This is a genomic window from Pseudomonas sp. NFACC16-2, assembly GCF_900119205.1.
Classification (GTDB): Bacteria; Pseudomonadota; Gammaproteobacteria; order Pseudomonadales; family Pseudomonadaceae; genus Aquipseudomonas; species Aquipseudomonas fluorescens_Q.
On sequence record NZ_FPIX01000023.1, the window covers coordinates 70,249 to 88,344 of the forward strand.

At 60.1% G+C, this 18,096-nt stretch carries 14 protein-coding genes and 1 riboswitch; of the genes, 7 read left to right on the forward strand and 7 right to left on the reverse strand.

The features are described from left to right. Nucleotide 1 precedes the first annotated feature (1 nt). The 3 genes from BT116_RS18675 to BT116_RS18690 all read left to right on the forward strand — a co-directional run bounded on the left by BT116_RS18675 (nucleotide 2) and on the right by BT116_RS18690 (nucleotide 4,534). On the forward strand, nucleotides 2-1,765 hold the full coding sequence (locus tag BT116_RS18675) for a flavin monoamine oxidase family protein (RefSeq protein ID WP_072346262.1): 1,764 nt from the start codon (nucleotides 2-4) through the stop codon (nucleotides 1,763-1,765). 1,588 nt (nucleotides 1,766-3,353) lie between these two features. Further along, nucleotides 3,354-3,905, forward strand: coding sequence for a cytochrome b (locus BT116_RS18685; RefSeq protein ID WP_063323986.1), 552 nt, complete (start codon nucleotides 3,354-3,356; stop codon nucleotides 3,903-3,905). Nucleotides 3,906-3,937: 32 nt separating this feature from the next. After that, on the forward strand, nucleotides 3,938-4,534 hold the full coding sequence (locus tag BT116_RS18690) for a YceI family protein (protein WP_063323987.1): 597 nt from the start codon (nucleotides 3,938-3,940) through the stop codon (nucleotides 4,532-4,534). Nucleotides 4,535-4,602: 68 nt separating this feature from the next. Here the strand turns inward: BT116_RS18690 and BT116_RS18695 are convergent, their stop codons facing one another. The 4 genes from BT116_RS18695 to ahcY form a co-directional block, all read right to left on the reverse strand. Next, a complete protein-coding gene (locus tag BT116_RS18695; RefSeq protein WP_072346264.1) occupies nucleotides 4,603-6,468 on the reverse strand; it encodes an RNA helicase RhlE2 in 1,866 nt (621 codons plus the stop codon). A 266-nt stretch (nucleotides 6,469-6,734) separates the two neighbouring features. Next, the gene (locus BT116_RS18700) at nucleotides 6,735-7,511 is read right to left on the reverse strand and encodes a substrate-binding periplasmic protein (protein ID WP_139209485.1); all 777 of its coding nucleotides are present in this window, start codon (nucleotides 7,509-7,511) and stop codon (nucleotides 6,735-6,737) included. Nucleotides 7,512-7,721: 210 nt separating this feature from the next. Next, on the reverse strand, nucleotides 7,722-8,567 hold the full coding sequence (gene metF / locus BT116_RS18705; RefSeq protein ID WP_072346266.1) for a methylenetetrahydrofolate reductase [NAD(P)H]: 846 nt from the start codon (nucleotides 8,565-8,567) through the stop codon (nucleotides 7,722-7,724). A gap of 184 nt (nucleotides 8,568-8,751) precedes the next feature. Next, nucleotides 8,752-10,161: an adenosylhomocysteinase gene (gene ahcY / locus BT116_RS18710; protein WP_063323991.1), complete on the reverse strand. Its 1,410-nt coding sequence runs from the start codon at nucleotides 10,159-10,161 to the stop codon at nucleotides 8,752-8,754. Nucleotides 10,162-10,184: 23 nt separating this feature from the next. Continuing rightward, nucleotides 10,185-10,293, reverse strand: a riboswitch (S-adenosyl-L-homocysteine riboswitch). A gap of 191 nt (nucleotides 10,294-10,484) precedes the next feature. Here ahcY and BT116_RS18715 point away from each other — a divergent pair. Both BT116_RS18715 and BT116_RS18720 read left to right on the forward strand, forming a co-directional pair. Then, nucleotides 10,485-10,886, forward strand: a complete 402-nt coding sequence (locus tag BT116_RS18715; RefSeq protein WP_072346269.1) for an acyl-CoA thioesterase — start codon at nucleotides 10,485-10,487, stop codon at nucleotides 10,884-10,886. 118 nt (nucleotides 10,887-11,004) lie between these two features. Continuing rightward, nucleotides 11,005-11,886, forward strand: a complete 882-nt coding sequence (locus BT116_RS18720; RefSeq protein ID WP_072346271.1) for a formate/nitrite transporter family protein — start codon at nucleotides 11,005-11,007, stop codon at nucleotides 11,884-11,886. 37 nt (nucleotides 11,887-11,923) lie between these two features. On the opposite strand, the gene BT116_RS18725 is transcribed toward BT116_RS18720, so the two are convergent. Continuing rightward, nucleotides 11,924-13,867, reverse strand: a complete 1,944-nt coding sequence (locus tag BT116_RS18725; protein WP_072346273.1) for a patatin-like phospholipase family protein — start codon at nucleotides 13,865-13,867, stop codon at nucleotides 11,924-11,926. Between the two features lie 243 nt (nucleotides 13,868-14,110). Continuing rightward, nucleotides 14,111-15,271, reverse strand: coding sequence for an MFS transporter (locus tag BT116_RS18730; protein ID WP_072346275.1), 1,161 nt, complete (start codon nucleotides 15,269-15,271; stop codon nucleotides 14,111-14,113). Nucleotides 15,272-15,465: 194 nt separating this feature from the next. Here BT116_RS18730 and BT116_RS18735 point away from each other — a divergent pair, with 194 nt between their 5' ends. Both BT116_RS18735 and BT116_RS18740 read left to right on the forward strand, forming a co-directional pair. Then, nucleotides 15,466-16,299, forward strand: coding sequence for an EamA family transporter (locus BT116_RS18735; RefSeq protein WP_072346305.1), 834 nt, complete (start codon nucleotides 15,466-15,468; stop codon nucleotides 16,297-16,299). A gap of 52 nt (nucleotides 16,300-16,351) precedes the next feature. After that, nucleotides 16,352-16,735: an MAPEG family protein gene (locus BT116_RS18740; protein WP_072346277.1), complete on the forward strand. Its 384-nt coding sequence runs from the start codon at nucleotides 16,352-16,354 to the stop codon at nucleotides 16,733-16,735. A gap of 81 nt (nucleotides 16,736-16,816) precedes the next feature. Here BT116_RS18740 and BT116_RS18745 read toward each other — a convergent pair whose 3' ends face one another. After that, complete coding sequence (locus BT116_RS18745; RefSeq protein ID WP_072346279.1) at nucleotides 16,817-18,004, reverse strand: murein transglycosylase A; 1,188 nt, start codon at nucleotides 18,002-18,004, stop codon at nucleotides 16,817-16,819. Between the last annotated feature and the right edge of the window lie 92 nt (nucleotides 18,005-18,096).

Here is an 18,096-nt window from a genome sequence, read left to right on the forward strand (position 1 = left end):
AATGTCTGCTGGTTGGCTGCGCGCCTGTGCGCTGGTGATGATAGGGCTGTTCAGCGCTTCGGCGCTGGCCAAGGACAAACAACCGACGGCCATCGTGATTGGCGGCGGCCTGGCGGGGCTCACCGCAGCCTACGAGCTGCAGAACAAAGGCTGGGCCGTGACGCTGCTGGAAGCCAAGCCGGACCTGGGCGGTCGTTCGGGCATGGCCACCAGTGAGTGGATCGGCAACGAGAAGACCCAGCCGGTGCTGAACAAATACGTCTCCACATTCAAGCTGAGCACCACGCCGGCACCGGAGTTCGTGCGCACCCCCAGCTACCTGATCGACGGCACTTACTTCACCGCTGCGGACCTGGCGACCAAACAGCCGGCCACCGCCGAAGCCCTCAAGCGCTACGAAACCACCCTGGACGACCTGGCGCGCTCCATCGAAGACCCGCAGAACCCGGCGGCGACCAGCACGCTGCATGCGCTGGACCAGATCACTGTGTCCAACTGGCTCGACCGTCTGCAACTGCCGGCCACGGCGCGGCAGTTGGTGAACCAGGAGATTCGCACCCGTTACGACGAGCCTTCGCGCCTGTCGCTGCTGTATTTCGCCCAGCAGAACCGCGTCTATCGTGGCGTGTCCGACCGCGACCTGCGGGCCTCGCGCCTGTTGGGTGGCAGCCCGACTCTGGCCCAGGCGTTCGTCAAGCAACTGAAAACCATCAAGACCAATTCGCCCGTGTCGGCCATCTCCCAGGACAAGGACGGGGTGACCGTCAAGGTTGGCGCCGTTGGCTATCAGGCTGACTACGTGGTGCTGGCGGTGCCGCTGCGGGCGCTGAACAAGATCCAGTTGACCCCGGCCCTGGACGCCCAGCATCAAGGCGCGATCAAGGGCACCAACTACGGTTGGCGCGACCAGATCATGCTCAAGTTCAAGAACCCCGTCTGGGACAGCAAGGCGCGCATGTCGGGTGAGATCTACAGCAACGCCGGCCTGGGCATGATGTGGATCGAGCCGGCCATGAAGGGCGGCGCCAACGTGGTCATCAACCTGTCCGGCGACAACGCCCGGGTGATGCAGGCCTTCGGCGACAAGCAGATGGTCGACCAAGTGCTGATCCGCCTGCACGCGTTTTATCCCCAGGCCCGTGGCGCGTTCACCGGTTATGAGATTCGTCGCTACAGCACCGACCCGTCCATGGGCGGCGCGTACCTGGCCTTTGGTCCGGGCCAGATCAGCAAGTACTGGCGCCTGTGGGAAAAGCCGTTGCAGCGCGTAGCCTTTGCCGGTGAACACACCGACACCCTGTATCCGGGCACCCTGGAAGGTGCGCTGCGCAGCGGTCAACGGGCCGCCAGCCAGGTTGAAGACCTGGCGGCGGGCAAGTCGTTCGAGCCGCCCAAGGTCGCGCCGGCTGCAACGGCCGCAGCTGCCGGTGCCGTGGCGGCGAAGAAGGGCAACTTCTTCAGCAACCTGTTCGGTGGCTCGGATGACGAGAAGAAGCCGGAGCCGGTCAAGGCACCGGAGCCGGTAGCGCCGCCTCCAGCGCCTGCACCGACACCCGCCCCAGCGCCTGCCCCGGTAGCGCCACCCGCGCCTGCCCCGGTGAAAGTCGAACCCGCCAAGAAAGCCACGGCCAAGCCTGCGGCGAAAAAACCGGCGGCCAAGACCCCAGCCAAAAAAGCCCCGGCCAAGGCTCCGGTAAAAAAGGCCGAGCCGGTGAAGAAGCCAGCAGTCAAACCGACGACGGCTACTGAGACGAAGGCTCAGTAACGATCAGGCGGAAAGAACGCGGCTCAAGGACCTAATGCTGTTCACTTAAGGCAATCGACAAACCCGTGGCGAGGGAGCTTGCTCCCGCTGGGCCGCGAAGCGGCCCCAAAACCTGCCAAATGCGGAGCACCAGGCACACCGCACCCGCCGGTTTACGACTGCTTGGCAGCCGAGCGGGAGCAAGCTCCCTCGCCACAGGTCCTTCATTTTTCTCAAATGAACCACATGGGCCCAGGGGCCGCGTTTTTTTATCCCGCATCAAGCGTACCGGCGCCGCTTGATAAGCGCGACGTCCTACACGCCTCGGCGATATATCGGAAACTTCCCACCCTTTAACCGGAAGCAGGCGATAGCGCTTACCAAGCCATAAGTCTAGGCTCCTCGAAAAACAGGAGCGTGTATGAAAAAACTGATGGCAATGGTCGTATTGGTTTCGATGTACGGGTGCGTGCATGGCGAATGCCGGGATCCTTTGAAAATTCCAATGATTCCAAAAAGAGATCCGCAGTTAGCACACAAATGCTCCATCGATCCATATAGGCCTGAGTGCTCGGTGAACTAATAATTCACAATTTTCACCTCGTAAAAGCTGGAGTTAATATGAAGTTGATAGCGGCTTTAATGCTATTGGCAGTATTCGGTATCAGTGGTTGCACTGCTGATGGTCGTATGGTGCTGAAAAAGCACGATCCTCAATTAGTTTATAGATGTGACATGGATCCTTACAGGCCTGAGTGCGTCAATAAGTGACTCTAGAGAGGCGGCAGCGAAAACGACCAGGTTTTAATTTCAAAGTCCTCAAATAAAATTTTGACCCGCTTTGGCTTGGACATACGTCCCGGGACGAAGCCAAAGCGAGCCCAGCATAGCTTTCCCGTTCGCCTGTCATGGATGACCAGGTTGCCGTCATCCTGAATGACCATACAAGCGTTGTACCAAAGCGACTTGTCTCTGCTATGCGTACTTTCAGCAATCCATAAGCGTCTTCTGGATGGGTCATAGAGAAAGCCGCTGTTGCTAATTACGAACTGTAGAGGCTCACGCATTCTTTTTGGGTGCAGAGTTACGCTATAACGCTGGTTGCCATCTGCGGTCCAAACTACCGCCTCGCCATCCTTGAGGACTAAATTGCCATCGGCCTGTAATACCAGTCGAAATCGTCCGTTAGGTGATTGAAGGTATTGCCCCAGCCGACATCGTTTGATTGGGCGGTAGAATTGGAGAACCGCTCGCTCGAAATGGAGTGTAAGGAACAGCCATGTGTTTCACCTTGTTAAATGAATGTTGAGCACTCATTTGATCAAGGATAAAGGGTGATACATATATATTGCATGGCAAATATTTTGGGTGGCAGTGACGGCTCAACGCGGGTCCTTACGGGGGAAGCTTGCTCGCGATACGCTCCGCTTTGCCGCCTAATGGTTGCCGGCCTCTCTCGCTATCGTGCACCGTATTGGCGTTAATCTTTCCTTAACCCACCCCCTCCAGACTGATCATCGTATTTCTCGATATTTCAAAGCGAAAATTTCCGCTTTAAATCGATAGATAACTCGCTAGTCTTGGACACAGTTTTTACAGGATATGAGCAATGCAGCTACGCAACTCTTCTTCTCGTTATGGCTGGGTCAGTATCACCCTGCACTGGGGCATTGCGCTGGTGGTCTATGGGTTGTTCGCCCTGGGCCTGTGGATGGTCGGCCTGGATTACTACAGCACCTGGCGCAAAGACGCGCCGGACCTGCACAAGAGCATTGGCCTGGTGCTGCTGGCGGTCATGTTGCTGCGGGTGATCTGGCGTTTCGTCAGCCCGCCGCCACCGACCCTGCAAAGCTATGGGCGCCTCACCCGTATCGGCGCCAAGCTTGGCCATAGCGCCCTGTATCTCGGGTTGTTCGCCGTGATGATCGCCGGTTACCTGATTTCCACCGCAGACGGTGTCGGGATCCCGGTGTTTGGTTTGTTCGAAGTCCCCGCGCTGGTGTCCGGACTGCCCGATCAGGCAGACGTCGCTGGCGAGATTCACCTGTACCTAGCATGGGCGTTGGTCATTTTCTCCGGCCTCCATGCGTTGGCAGCATTGAAACACCACTTTATCGACCGTGACGCGACCCTCAAGCGAATGCTGGGGCGCCAAGCCTGATGTTCAACCTCGACTCCAAAGGAATAGAAAGCATGTTGAAAAAGACGCTCGCCGCCCTGGCAATCGGTTCTGCCCTGCTGTCAGCCGGCCAGGCCATGGCTGCCGACTACGTGGTCGACAAGGAAGGCCAGCACGCCTTCGTCGACTTCAAGATCAGCCACCTGGGCTATAGCTACATCACCGGTACCTTCAAGGACATCGACGGCAAGTTCAGCTTCGACGCCGCCAAGCCAGAAGACAGCAAGATCGAGTTCAACGTACGTACCGCCAGCGTGTTCACCAACCACGCCGAGCGCGACAAGCACATCGCCAGCAAGGACTTCCTGGAAGTATCCAAGTACGCCGATGCCAAGTTCGTGTCCACCAGTGTCAAATCCACCGGTAAGAATGCCGCTGGCAAAGAGACTGCCGACGTGACCGGCGACCTGACACTGCACGGCGTGACCAAGCCAATCGTGGTCAAGGCCACCTTCCTGGGTGAAGGCAAGGACCCATGGGGCGGCTACCGTGCCGGCTTCGAGGGCACCACCAGCATCAAGCGTTCGGACTTCGGCAAGATGATGGACCTGGGTCCACAATCCGACGCCGTTGAGCTGTACATCTCGTTTGAAGGTGTCAAAGCGAAGTAACCTTCGCACTGACAAAAAAATGCCCCAGGTCGCGAGACCTGGGGCATTTTTTCAACGCTTGGAAAAACTCAGCGATTGCGCGTCAGCAATGCCGGTTTTTCGCCCCGTGGACGGCTTGGCAGTTGATCCAGCTGTTCAGGCGTCGGGAAGCGATCGGCTTTCGATTCCTTGTGCATGATCTTCGGCTGGTTGCTGCGCGGGTTCTGCACGGCGGGTTCCTGACGAGGCTGGTCCTCACGGGCCGGCCGGCGCGGGCGGTTGTCATCGCGGCGAGCCTGACCGTCACGCGGGGCACCGTTGCGTGGGCCGCTGCGCTTGGCCGGTGGCGTGCCGGTGGACGAGCCGTTGCTGTTGCGCGGGCCATTCTGGCGACCTTGTGGCTGGCCGCTGCGCGGCGCGCCTGTAGCTGCACCCTGTGCCGGGGCACCCGGGCGACGACCACGGCCCTGGGCCGGTTTCTGCTGCGGTACGTAGTCGACACGGTTACCGAAGTTATCGATATCGTCGTCCAGGAACTCGTCCGGGGCGCGATCAGCCGCGGCGCGAGGTGCCGGACGCTGCTGTTCACGGGCTGGCGTGCCTTCGCGGGGCTTCTGTTCGCGGGCTGGGCGTTCGCCGCGGCCGTTGCTGTTGCTGGCTGATTTTTCCTTGCCCTTGTCCTTGCCTTTGTCTTTGCGACCGCCGCCACCACCGCCATTCGGACCATCGCCGCGCGGGCCACGGGCATTGCGCGGATTGCGCACGTCCGGACGTTCGCGCACTTCAGGCTTCTCGGCCTCGATGGTGCTGGCATCGAAGCCCATCAGGTCGCCGTCGGCAATTTTCTGCTTGGTCATGCGCTCGATGCTTTTGAGCAGCTTTTCTTCGTCCGGTGCGACCAGCGAGATCGCTTCGCCCGAGCGCCCGGCCCGGCCGGTACGGCCGATACGGTGCACGTAGTCTTCATCGACGTTCGGCAGTTCGAAGTTGACCACGTGAGGCAGTTGGTCGATGTCCAGGCCGCGGGCCGCGATGTCGGTGGCCACCAGGATGCGCACTTCGCCGGCCTTGAAGTCGGCGAGGGCTTTGGTGCGGGCGTTCTGGCTCTTGTTACCGTGGATTGCCACAGCCGGCAGGCCATGCTTGTCCAGGTACTCGGCCAGGCGGTTGGCGCCGTGCTTGGTGCGGGTGAACACCAGGACCTGTTCCCAGGCACCGGCGGTAATCAGGTGCGCCAGCAGGGCACGCTTGTGGCTGGCCGCCAGGCGGAACACACGTTGCTCGATACGCTCGACCGTGGTGTTCGGTGGCGTGACTTCGATGCGCTCCGGGTTGTGCAGCAGCTTGCCAGCCAAGTCGGTGATGTCCTTGGAGAACGTCGCCGAAAACAGCAGGTTCTGACGCTTGGCGGGCAGGCGAGCGAGGACTTTCTTCACGTCGTGGACAAAGCCCATGTCGAGCATTCGGTCGGCTTCGTCCAGCACGAGGATTTCCACGTGGGACAAATCGACGCTGCCCTGGCCGGCCAGGTCCAGCAGGCGACCAGGGCAGGCCACCAGTACATCGACGCCACGGGACATGGCCTGGACTTGGGGATTCATGCCCACGCCGCCAAAAATGCAGGCGCTGACGAACTTCAGGTCGCGAGCGTAGACCTTGAAGCTCTCGTGTACCTGGGCCGCCAGTTCGCGGGTTGGGGTCAGGACCAGTACGCGCGGTTGGCGCGGGCCATGACGCTGGGACTTGTCTGGGTGACCGTTGGGGAACAACCGCTCCAGGATCGGAAGGGCGAAACCGCCGGTTTTACCAGTACCTGTCTGCGCCGCGACCATCAGGTCGCGACCTTGCAACACGGCGGGAATGGCCCGCTGTTGCACGGGGGTAGGCTGGGTATAGCCGGCGGCTTCGATGGCGCCGACTAAAGCCTCGGAGAGACCGAGGGAAGCAAAGGACATGAGTAATCCTGTTTTAGTGAGGGCCTGGCCCAATGGGATAGTCTTGCCTGGCGCGAATGACGTTCAACATGGAAACGTCATCCCGTCCGGTCCTGCCGGGTCTGAAAGACGGGTCCGGACAGGGCTCGCGCGGGCTGGAAGCTGCGCTGTAGCGGTGTCGGGATGCCTTTTGCAAGGCCGGGCGTCCGGGCGTGAGCCTGGCGGGAAGGCCGGAGTATAACAGAGCAAACGCCGTGCGCCGCTTTCCTGCTGCTCAACGGTTTATTTCAACGTTGACCCAGGCCGGGCGAGACGACCTTGGCCACTGGGCCGGCACCGTAGCGGGCGCTCAGTTCGGCATAGGCGGGTTCGCGCTTGAAACGCTTGAGTTCGGCACTGAAGCGTTGCACCAGCAAATCCATCCCGGCGCTGCGCCGCACCGCCAGGTATTGGCTTTGGCGGCTCACGACCATCGGATTTTCGGTGATCTGGTCGCTCAACTGCATGTGTTCGAGCACATGTCGGCCCACCCTGCGGTCGGTGATGAGCAGGTCGATGCGTCCCAACTGCAACTTGCCGAAATTGGCTTCGTGGGTTGGTGCCGTTTCCCGGGTGAACAGGGTCGACTCACTGAAGGCCTGGCTGTAGAGATAACCGGGTGAGGTGCCGACGGTCAGGCCGCGCAGGTCATCGAGCGTGCGAAACGGATGGGGCCGGGCCTTGGCATAGAACATCACGAACTCTACGTCCGACAGCGGTTCGCTGGGGTAAAGCAGCATGGCATCGCGTTCATCGCTGTGGAAGATGTCCAGCGCACCGTCCGCCAACCCCTGCTCCAGCATCACCAGGCAACGCTTCCACGGCAGGAACTGCCATTCCACGTCGATACCCAGGCGCTTGAAGACAATGGCCGTGGTTTCGTAGTCCAGGCCCAGCATCTTGCCGTTCTCTTCGTAGACATACGGGGCCCAGGGTTCGGTGACAATGCGCAACTTCTCGGCCCGGGCAGCCATGCTCAGGCATAAGAGAAGAAGGGCAGTCAGCAGCTGGACAATGACGGGCATGGCCTGAGGTTACGACGAGAGCTCATCAAATAGCTAGAGCGCTCTGGCTCGCGCCTTAGTTGCCTTTTACTTGCAGTCGGTGCAGATCGAAGGCTTCGCGGTATTTGTCCCGAGGTAAACACATCCATTCGGGGCCGAAGACCCTCATGACAACTGGATGAAAAAAGGCCCTGGTTTTCGCCAGGGCCTTTTGTACCACTGTATGGGCTGTTAACGCGGCAGCTTGAGGTTGTTCCATACCGCCAGGCTGGCTTCGGCCTGGTTCAGGGTATAGAAGTGCAGCCCCGGGGCTCCACCTTGCAACAATCGCTCGCACATTTGCGTGATGACTTCCTCGCCGAAGCTTTGGATGCTCGACGTGTCGTCACCATAAGCTTCCAGTTGCTTGCGGATCCAGCGTGGGATTTCCGCACCGCAGGCATCGGAGAAGCGCGCCAGCTTGCTGTAGTTGGTGATCGGCATGATCCCCGGTACCACAGGAATGTCGACGCCCAACTTGCGTATGCGCTCGACGAAGTAGAAATAACTGTCGGCGTTGAAGAAATACTGGGTGATCGCGCTGTTGGCGCCAGCATTGGCCTTGCGGACGAAGTTGCGCAGATCGTCTTCGAAATTGCGCGCCTGGGGGTGCATTTCCGGGTATGCCGCGACTTCGATATGGAAGTGCTCGCCAGTTTCTTCGCGAATGAACTCAACCAGCTCATTGGCGTGGCGCAGCTCGCCGCTGGCCATGCCCATGCCTGACGGCAGGTCGCCGCGCAGGGCAACGATGCGCTTGATGCCAGCGGCCTTGTACTGGGTCAGCAGGCTTCGCAGGTCGTCCTTGCTGTCACCCACGCAAGACAGGTGAGGGGCGGCCGGGACTTTGACTTCGCTTTCAAGCTGCAACACGGTGTTCAGGGTGCGGTCACGGGTCGAGCCGCCGGCGCCATAGGTGCAGGAGAAGAAGTCGGGGTTGTAGCTGGCCAACTGACGGGCAGTGGCGATCAGTTTTTCATGCCCAGCATCGGTCTTCGTCGGGAAGAACTCGAAGCTGTAGCGACGGTCTTGGGACATGGTCGGGCTCCCAGCTACAAGCTGCAAGCTACAAGCTGCAAGAGGGCGGTGCGCCGGATTCTTGTGCTTTAGACTTGCAGCTCATGGCTGCGTAATAGCGATGAAGAAGTAAGCTCCAAGCCCAAATCGCAAGTAAACACACTGCTCTTACTTGCCGCTTGGGACTTGAAGCTTGCAGCTGCTGTCAGTACCTGTACGCGTGCGGCTTGAACGGGCCTTCGACGGTGACGCCGATGTAGTCAGCCTGTTGCTTGGTCAGCTTGGTGACCACGCCGCCGAAACCGCGGACCATTTCCAGGGCCACTTCTTCGTCGAGTTTCTTGGGCAGTACTTCCACGGTCAGGCGCTCGGCTTTCTGGGCCGGCGACAGGTCGGCGTATTTCTGGCCGAACAGGAAGATCTGGGCCAGGACCTGGTTGGCGAACGAGCCGTCCATGATGCGGCTTGGGTGGCCGGTGGCGTTGCCCAGGTTAACCAGGCGGCCTTCAGCCAGCAGGATCAGGTAGTCGTCGTTCTGTGGGTCGAAGCTGCCGGTACCGGTGCGGTGAACCTTGTGCACCTGTGGCTTCACTTCTTCCCATGCCCAGTTCTTGCGCATGAAAGCGGTGTCGATTTCATTGTCGAAGTGACCGATGTTGCAGACCACGGCGCGCTTCTTCAGGGCCTTGAGCATGTTGGCATCGCAGACGTTGACGTTGCCGGTGGTGGTCACGATCAGGTCGATCTTGCCCAGCAGGGCCTTGTCGATGCTGGCTTCGGTGCCGTCGTTGATCCCGTCGATGAACGGCGAAACCAGCTCGAAGCCGTCCATGCAGGCTTGCATGGCGCAGATCGGGTCGACTTCGGACACCTTGACGATCATGCCTTCCTGACGCAGGGACTGGGCCGAACCCTTGCCCACGTCACCGTAGCCGATCACCAGCGCCTGCTTGCCCGACAACAGGTGGTCGGTGCCGCGCTTGATGGCGTCGTTGAGGCTGTGACGGCAGCCGTACTTGTTGTCGTTCTTGCTCTTGGTCACCGAGTCGTTGACGTTGATGGCCGGAATCTTCAGCTCGCCCTTGGCCAGCATGTCCAGCAGACGGTGCACGCCAGTAGTGGTCTCTTCGGTCACGCCGTGGACATTTTCCAGCACGGCCGGGTACTTCTTGTGCAGCAGCTCGGTCAGGTCGCCGCCGTCGTCGAGGATCATGTTGGTGTCCCATGGCTGGCCATCCTTGAGGATGGTTTGCTCCAGGCACCACTCGTACTCTTGCTCGGTCTCGCCTTTCCAGGCGAATACCGGGATACCGGCGGCAGCGATGGCGGCAGCGGCCTGGTCCTGGGTCGAGAAGATGTTGCAGGACGACCAGCGCACTTCGGCACCCAGGGCAACCAGGGTTTCGATCAGCACGGCGGTCTGGATGGTCATGTGGATGCAGCCGAGGATTTTTGCGCCCTTCAATGGCTGTTCGCCAGAGTACTTGCGGCGCAGGCCCATCAGGGCTGGCATTTCGGATTCGGCGATGATGATTTCGCGACGGCCCCAGGCAGCCAGGGACATGTCGGCGACTTTGTAGTCGGTAAAATCGGCAGGCGTGATAACAGCGCTCATGAAGAGTCTCCATTCGTAATGTATGCGAATGGGCGCCGTTGTGCGTTTAGTGTCCGTGCGGGGAGCCCCCCGTACAAACAACGCCCCATCCGAGCCTGACAGGTCGAGCCTGCTGCAGCGCCCCTCGGACAGGTGGCGGGAACGGTCCAACGGGTGGACCGGGTAAAGCGGTGGCGATTATAACGGGCTAATCGGATCTTCCAAAAGGGTTTCTGTCGGCAAATCGAAATTGCCGATGATCGTCATAGGGCCCGCGACGTAGAGCCGGGCAGCCTGGTCTGCCATGATGCAGGCATTCATCGGCCAGACACTCAGGAGTGATCATGAATTTCCACACCCGCAAATGGGTCAAGCCCGAAGACCTCAACCCCAACGGTACGCTGTTCGGCGGCAGTCTGTTGCGCTGGATCGACGAGGAGGCGGCGATCTACGCCATCGTCCAGCTGGGTAACCAGCGCGTGGTCACCAAGTACATCTCGGAAATCAATTTCGTCAGCGCTTCGCGCCAGGGCGACATCATCGAACTGGGTATCACCGCCACCGAGTTTGGCCGTACTTCCATTACCCTGACCTGCGAGGTGCGCAACAAAATCACCCGCAAGAGCATCCTGACCGTAGAGAAGATGGTCTTCGTCAACCTCGGCGAAGACGGCTTGCCCGCGCCTCACGGGCGGACCGAGATCAAGTACGTCAAGGACCAGTTCAAGGATGATGTCGTCGAGTGAGATCGGTGGCGTTGCTATCGCGAGCAAGCTCGCTCCCACATTTTGTATTTGGGGCGCCACTGAACAGCTCTGAACGCCGCGTGTCGTAGGTACATCACGCCACCGGTTCAGGAGCTGTATGGACACCCACAAAGACGGCAAGACCCCTGACCTTTCGGCCCAGGAGCAGCACGAAGTCGACCGCAACCAGCCGCCACGGGCCGCGGTGCTGCATGAAATCATCCGCACCCAGGGCAATCAGGAATTGGAGCGCAGTATCGCCGCGCTCTGGTGGTCGGCCCTGGCGGCAGGGTTGACCATGGGCCTGTCGCTGATGGCGATGGGCTTGCTCAACTCCCGGTTGCCGGACCACGAAGGCTTCAAGGTGATCGCCAGTTTTGGTTACTGCGCCGGCTTTCTCGCGGTGATCCTCGCCCGCCAGCAGTTGTTCACTGAAAACACCCTGACCGCCGTGCTGCCGATCATGAGCAAACCCACCCTGGGCAACTTCGGTCGGCTGTTGCGGCTCTGGGGCGTGGTGTTGGCAGGTAACCTGTGCGGCACCTTGCTGGTGGCCTACGTGATGCTGCACCTGCCGATTTTCGACCCACGCACCGACCAGGCCTTCCTGGAGATCGGCCGCAAGGTCATGGAGAACGACACTGGCCAGATGTTCGCCAAGGGCATCATTTCCGGCTGGATGATCGCCACCATGGTCTGGATGATCCCGTCCATGGAAAGCGCCAAGATGTGGATCATCACTCTGATTACTTACCTGATGGCGCTGGGGGATTTCACCCACATCGTCGTCGGCTCGGCCGAGGTGTCGTATCTGGTCTTCGCCGGGCAGTTGTCCTGGGAGGACTTCTGGATGGTGTTCGCCGGGCCGACGTTGGCGGGGAATATCATCGGTGGCAGCTTTATTTTTGCGCTGATCAGCCATGCGCAGATTCGTAGTGAAGTGGGCTTGCCCAAAGATAAAGGCGCTACTGAACCAGCGCGTCGCATCGACCCGCATTAGGCGGGAGCCGGTTCATAGGCTCCCGGTGGCGTGGCGGCTATTTGAATTGCATGTCGCGCAGTGTCTTGCGGGTTGTCGACTTCGGATTGAGTAGCCCCGTGGAGCGCGACCTGTACTTCGCGATGACCCGTTCAAGTGAATTGTTGAACGCGATCTTCTGCTCTAGTGAGTTCTTGGAGGCCTTTGGATCTTGCACTTCCTGCAATTCCCGGATGGCCCCGTTGATCAGCTTGATGTTCGTATTGGGCTGGCCGCCGAGAAAGCGCGCAGGATTCAGTACGTGTTGCACGACGTTACGGGCGCGGGTGGCAACGTCCTGCAGGTGCATTTGCTCGACGGCGTGCTGGGTCACCACGGAGATGCCGCTGGGCGCGCCTTTGTCCCACTCGGCGGCGGCCTGCAGGAACTGCATGAAGTCCGGGTCATTGCCGTGATTGAGGCGTTTTGCCAGCCATCCCAACTGGTCGGGTTGATCCGCAAGCTGGTCTAGGGCCCGGATGGCCATGTGCATCTCTGGCGTGGGTTCAAGCTTGGAGGACGTTTCGTTGGCTGTCTTGATCGCTTTCTTTAATTCTTTCAGCGCCACTTGTGCGTGCCGCCTGAAGGCGATCACCTCGGCGCAGGCTTCGTCGTGCTCCAGTTCTGCGCTTAGTTGCTCTAACGTTTCGTCGTCAAACGCCAGCAGGGCCTCCCTGATCGAGGCAAACGAATAGGTTTGCTGAGTGGCGTTGCGCTCGTCCAAATGGGTTTGGACAGCCTTGCGCAGTTCTTCCTGAAGAAAATTCTTTGTCTCCTTGGACATACTGAAATTGACCGTTCCACTCAACAGGCCGGAGTAATCGTCTTTTTTGAATTTCAGCGGTACGACGACGGTATGTTCGGCAAAACGCTTCAGTTGCTCGGCATTCCACACAGAGCTGGCCGTATGGGGGGCCTTGAGCAGTCTATCGATCAGAGCCGATATGCCCGTACCCCCCTGGGTTCCCTGGCCTGATTCTTCGGCCTCGAATACCAGGATCAAGTGTTCGCCGTCCGGGATCGGGCTCATGGCGGTAACCGGGTTATAGATAGCGGGTACCGGTGTGTTGTTCAGGATGCCGCCATCGGCAAATGCCGTGGTGGTGCCCATGGGTTGGAACGGCTGCCCTTGCAGGGTCGGCTTGCTGAACACCACTGGCAGCGACGCGGAGATATGCGCGGCTACGGCAATATCCATATCCGGGGTCAGGTCCGCGCTGAAGACCACCGATTGCGTGCCTTCCTCGAACATGGCGGTGCCGGTCATTTCTAACGTCTTGATCTGCGGGATCTCTTTGCTCAGGACCGCCAGGTCGGCAAAAGTGACGTATTTTTTTACTTGCACTTTGGCGACGACCTCTAAGGCCTTCTCGGAAAGTGGAGTCTCGGATTCGGCACAACACTGTAGAAGCGCCGCGCAGGATTCCTTTCTGATCAGTTCCTCCAGCGGTATCCCCTTGGAGCCCAGGCGTGGCAACAAATCACAGAGCAATTGCGCCAACGGAATGTTTTTCAATTGCTCGCCCAATTTCGACAACCTGTTCTGCCAGATGGAAATCTCGGGCTTGCTGCTGTTGAGCAACTTAACGAGGGAGATGTCATCGGAGATCCTGTCGAAGCCCGCATGACTCATGCCGCTGGCGAGTAAAGCGGCCGATATCGCCCCCGCCGAGGCACCTGAAATCTTTTTGATAAGTTTCATGACGCCGTTGGCTTCGAGCGTATCGACGAAGCCGGAATAAGCCACCCCCTTGGCGCCACCGCCGCTCAGGACCAGTTCTGTGATGGGAGGCCGATTCATACTGGCTTGGACGCTACCGTCCTCATTTCGAACGAGGGTGATCGACCGGTCTGTCGCGCCGCAGACCAACTGTTGGGGGCCTTCAGGGGAAGCTTGTTCGGCAAGCAGGTGTACGTTTTCATAAACGCGAAAGGAAGGGGTGTGTTGCGAGATCTCTAGCATTCTGGTTCGTTCCGTGTACCCAGGAGGTGGAGACGAACTGTAAGCAATATCTGAAGGCTAATTGCGTTGTGACTCAACTGGACAAATATCCGCCGACTGCAAACGGCAGTCGGCGAATCTCGATGAAAAGCGCTCTAGAACAAGGCTTCTAGGCGGTCGGTAAAACAGCTCGCACGCATGAGGGCAAAATCCTACTGAAAGCGTCGCCCATTCGCTCGCGGGCCGGGCAGGTTTCCCAGATGATCAAACAGCCACCGCCGCCAAGCGTCGTTGTCGATGAATAAAGAACAAGGCCGTCAATACCGTGAGGCCGCCGACAGCGGCCCCCGTCCACGGCAAGTCCGCCAGGTCAGCCCCACTGGCCACCACCAACCCACCGATCCAAGCCCCGGCCGCGTTGCCGAGGTTGAAGGCGCTCTGGTTCAGGGTCGAACCGAGGTTCGGCGCCTCAAAGGCCTGGTCGATGATCAGCAACTGCAGGATCGGGCACAGGGCGAAGGCGAAGATGCCCCACAACACCAGGGTGATCGCTGCCGGAATCACCGACTGGCTGGTCTGGCTGAACGCGGCGAGCAGCAGCACCACGGCCAGGGCCATGCCCACCAGCGAGGGCAGCAGGCGGCGGTCGGCCAGGCGTCCGCCGAGGAAGCTGCCGGCGGTCAGGCCGACCCCGAACAACAGCAGCATGACGGTGATGCCATGGGGGCTGACGCCGGTAATGTCTTGCAGGATCGGCGCAATGTAGGTGAATACGCTGAACAGGCTGGTGGAGGCCAGCACGCTCATGCCCAGGGCCAGCAACACGTTGACCTTGCCCAGGACCTTGAATTCGCTGGCCAGGTTGGCTTTGTCCATGGGGATGTCCTTGGGCAGCCAGACCCATTGGGCAATGGCGGCGATCACCCCGATCACCGATACCGCCCAGAAGGTCGAGCGCCAGCCGGCGTATTGGCCCAAGGCTGTGCCCAGCGGTACGCCCAGCACATTGGCCAGGGTCAGGCCGGTGAACATCATCGCAATCGCCTGGGCCCGTTTGTTCGGCGCCACCAACCCGGCCGCCACCACCGAACCGATGCCAAAGAATGCTCCATGGCACAGCGCGGTAATGACCCGGGCGGCCATCAGCGTGGCGTAGTTCGGCGCCAGGGCACAGAGCACGTTGCCGAGGATGAACATCAGGGTCATGCCCAGCAGCGTGGCCTTGCGTGGCATGTTGGCGGTGCCGATCGCCAGGATCGGCGCACCGAACACCACGCCCAGGGCGTAGCCAGTGATCAGCAGCCCGGCCTGGGGAATGCTTACGGCCAGGTCACGGGCGACATCGGGCAACAGGCCCATGATGACGAATTCAGTCGTGCCGATGCCGAAAGCGGCGACGGCCAAAGCAAGCAAGGCGAGTGGCATGCGCAGGGTCTCTGTCTGTAGTCTTGACGCTCTGATCAGGCATACGCATGCCGGCGTCCTGGTTCGAACGAACAGGACAGCAGCAGAATTATTGGAATAGGCTTATGCGCAACTGAGTGCGGCGTGGTCGCTAGCAGTATAAACGGCTGCCGATGGATGGCGAATCAATTCTCTGAATGGATAAGGAGCGTGCCGTGCTTGCAACGGCCTTGGTGTTGGTCGCTGCGCTGTTGCATGCGGCATGGAATACGCTGATCAAGTTCAGCGGCGAGCGTTTGCTGGTGGTGGCTTGCATGGACAGCGTTGCGTTGCTGTTCGTCGCCTTGGCCCTGGGCTTCGTGGCCCTGCCGCCGTTGGCGATCTGGCCGTGGATCCTGACTTCGGCGGCGTTCGAGCTGCTCTATCGCTATTTGCTGATCCAGGCGTATCGGGTCGGTGACCTGGGGTTGGTCTATCCGCTGATGCGCGGCCTGTCGCCGCTGGTGGTATTGGCCCTGACTATCATCTTTGCCGGTGAAGCGCTGACGACCCAGCAAATCTTCGGCATCCTGCTGATCCCGTTCGGCATGCTCTGCCTGTTGTGGCAGGGCGGTGGCGGGGCGCGGTTGCCCTGGTCGATGCTGCCGGTGGTGGCGCTGATCGGCCTGTGCATCGGTTGCTACACCTTCATTGACGGCCATGCCTTGCGACGCTGGTCCCGTCCGCTGGATTACCTGGTCTGGGTCACGCTGCTCAGCGCCTGGCCATTCCCGTTGCTGGCGTTGGTGGGCAAGCGGCCGGCGTTCATGCGGTTCTGGCGTGAGCAGTGGCGGCTGGGGTTGACGGTCGGATTCTGCGTATTGTTCAGCTACGCTCTGGTGCTGTGGGCCATGCAGCTGGGGTCGATTGCCGAGGCGGCGGCCCTGCGGGAGATCAGCGTGATCCTGGTGGTGCTGTTCGGCATGCGTTACTTGAAAGAACCTTTTGGTTTGCCGCGGCTCTTAGCCTGCGGGCTGGTGTTGGTTGGCATGCTGGTGATGAAGTTCTGACCGGCGCCCGAACTCGCGATTTTCTATAAAACTCAAAGAAGGAACTGCGTCAATGACGGTTGCCCTGTGGTGTATTTTGATTGCCTTTCTCCTGCCTTACCTGTGCGTCGCCATTGCCAAGATTGGTGGAAGATACAGGCTGGCAGATAACCACGACCCTCGGGACTTTCTGGACACACTCGAAGGCGCTCCCCGGCGGGCATACGCGGCACAACTGAACAGCTTTGAAATCGGCCCTTTTTTTGCCGCCGCCGTGATCGTCGCGCACCTGGCCGGCAATGCCGAGCTGGTGACCATCAATGTGCTGGCGGTGCTGTTCATCACCAGTCGCCTGCTCTACATCATTTGCTATCTGGCTGACTGGGCGATTCTGCGTTCGCTGGTGTGGTTCGTGGGGGTGGGGTTGGTGTTGAGTTTCTTCTTCGTTTCGGTCTGAACCTGGCGGCGGAGTCCCGGAGTCGGTGCTAGCCCCATCGCGAGCAAGCTCGCGATGGGGCCGACACAGTCAGCCCATTCCCTAGGGATTGGCGGTAACCGTATTCGCTACCTGTGGCACTTGCGGCAACGCCATGCCCTTGGGCCAGAACATCCAGATCTGCCCCTGTTGCTTCATGTCCCCGGCCAGTTGTCCGGCCGCCTCGCCTGTGCCCCAGAACAAGTCCGCCCGCACTTCGCCGGCAATTGCACCGCCAGTGTCCTGGGCGGCGACGGGCCGGTTCAATGCGCTGCCGTCGGGTCGGGTGGTGGATAGCCAGAGCAGGCTGCCCAGCGGAATTACCTTGCGGTCCACCGCCACGCTGTAGCCGGCTGTCAGCGGTACATTCAGCGAGCCTCGCGGTCCTTCGTTGCTGTCGGGGTTACGGTTGAAGAACACGTAGCTGGGGTTGCTGCCCAGCAATTCGGGAATACGGTTCGGGTGGGCCTTGGCCCAGGCACTGATGGCGCCCATGGTCACGTCTTCTTTCTTCAGCTCGCCCTGTTCAACCAGCCAGCGCCCGATGGGACGGTAAGGGTGGCCGTTCTGGTCGGCATAACCGATGCGCAGCTGGCGGCCATCGGCGAGTCGAATGCGTCCCGAACCTTGGATTTGCAGGAATTGCAGGTTCATGGGGTCGGTCAGCCAGGCGATGATCGGTGCCTTGACGCCGTTGGTTTCGATGGTGGCCGCGTCGTCGTATGGCTTGAGCACGCGGCCTTCGAGGCGGCCACGCAGGCGTTTGCCCTTGAGTTCAGGGTAAATGCTGTCCAGCGACACAATGATCATGTCCTCCGGCACACCGTAGACAGGGATATTCGCCGTGGCGGTCTGGGTGAGGCTGCCGGGGTAGACCGGCTCGTAGTAGCCGGTAATCAGGCCATTGGGGCTGTTGTCCCCCGAGCGCAGGCCATAGACGTCCAGGTTCTGTTTCAGGAAATTGCGTACATCCAGTGCGGTTTGCGGCACATTGGCCGCTGCCGCGCAGGTCGGCCCCCAGTTCGCGTCGGCCTTGAGCCGGGTGCAAGCACTGCGCCAGGAGCCGAACCCGGCCAGCAGGTCTTCATCGGACACCGCCGGCAAGGCCTCCCACGGTACGCTGACATAGGTGGCGAGGGCGTGGGTCTGAGGTTCTTCGACCTTTTCGCCGCGATTACAACCGGCCAACAGTGCGATCAGCGGTAGGGTCAACGCCAGGCCTTTGTGCCAGGTCTTGAAGCGGCTGTTCATGAAGATTTCCCTTGCAGTCATTCGAACGCTGTCTAGGGCGCCCGAATAACCCGTATTGTTGATAAGGCCATTGGTCTTTGCCGATGACCCGA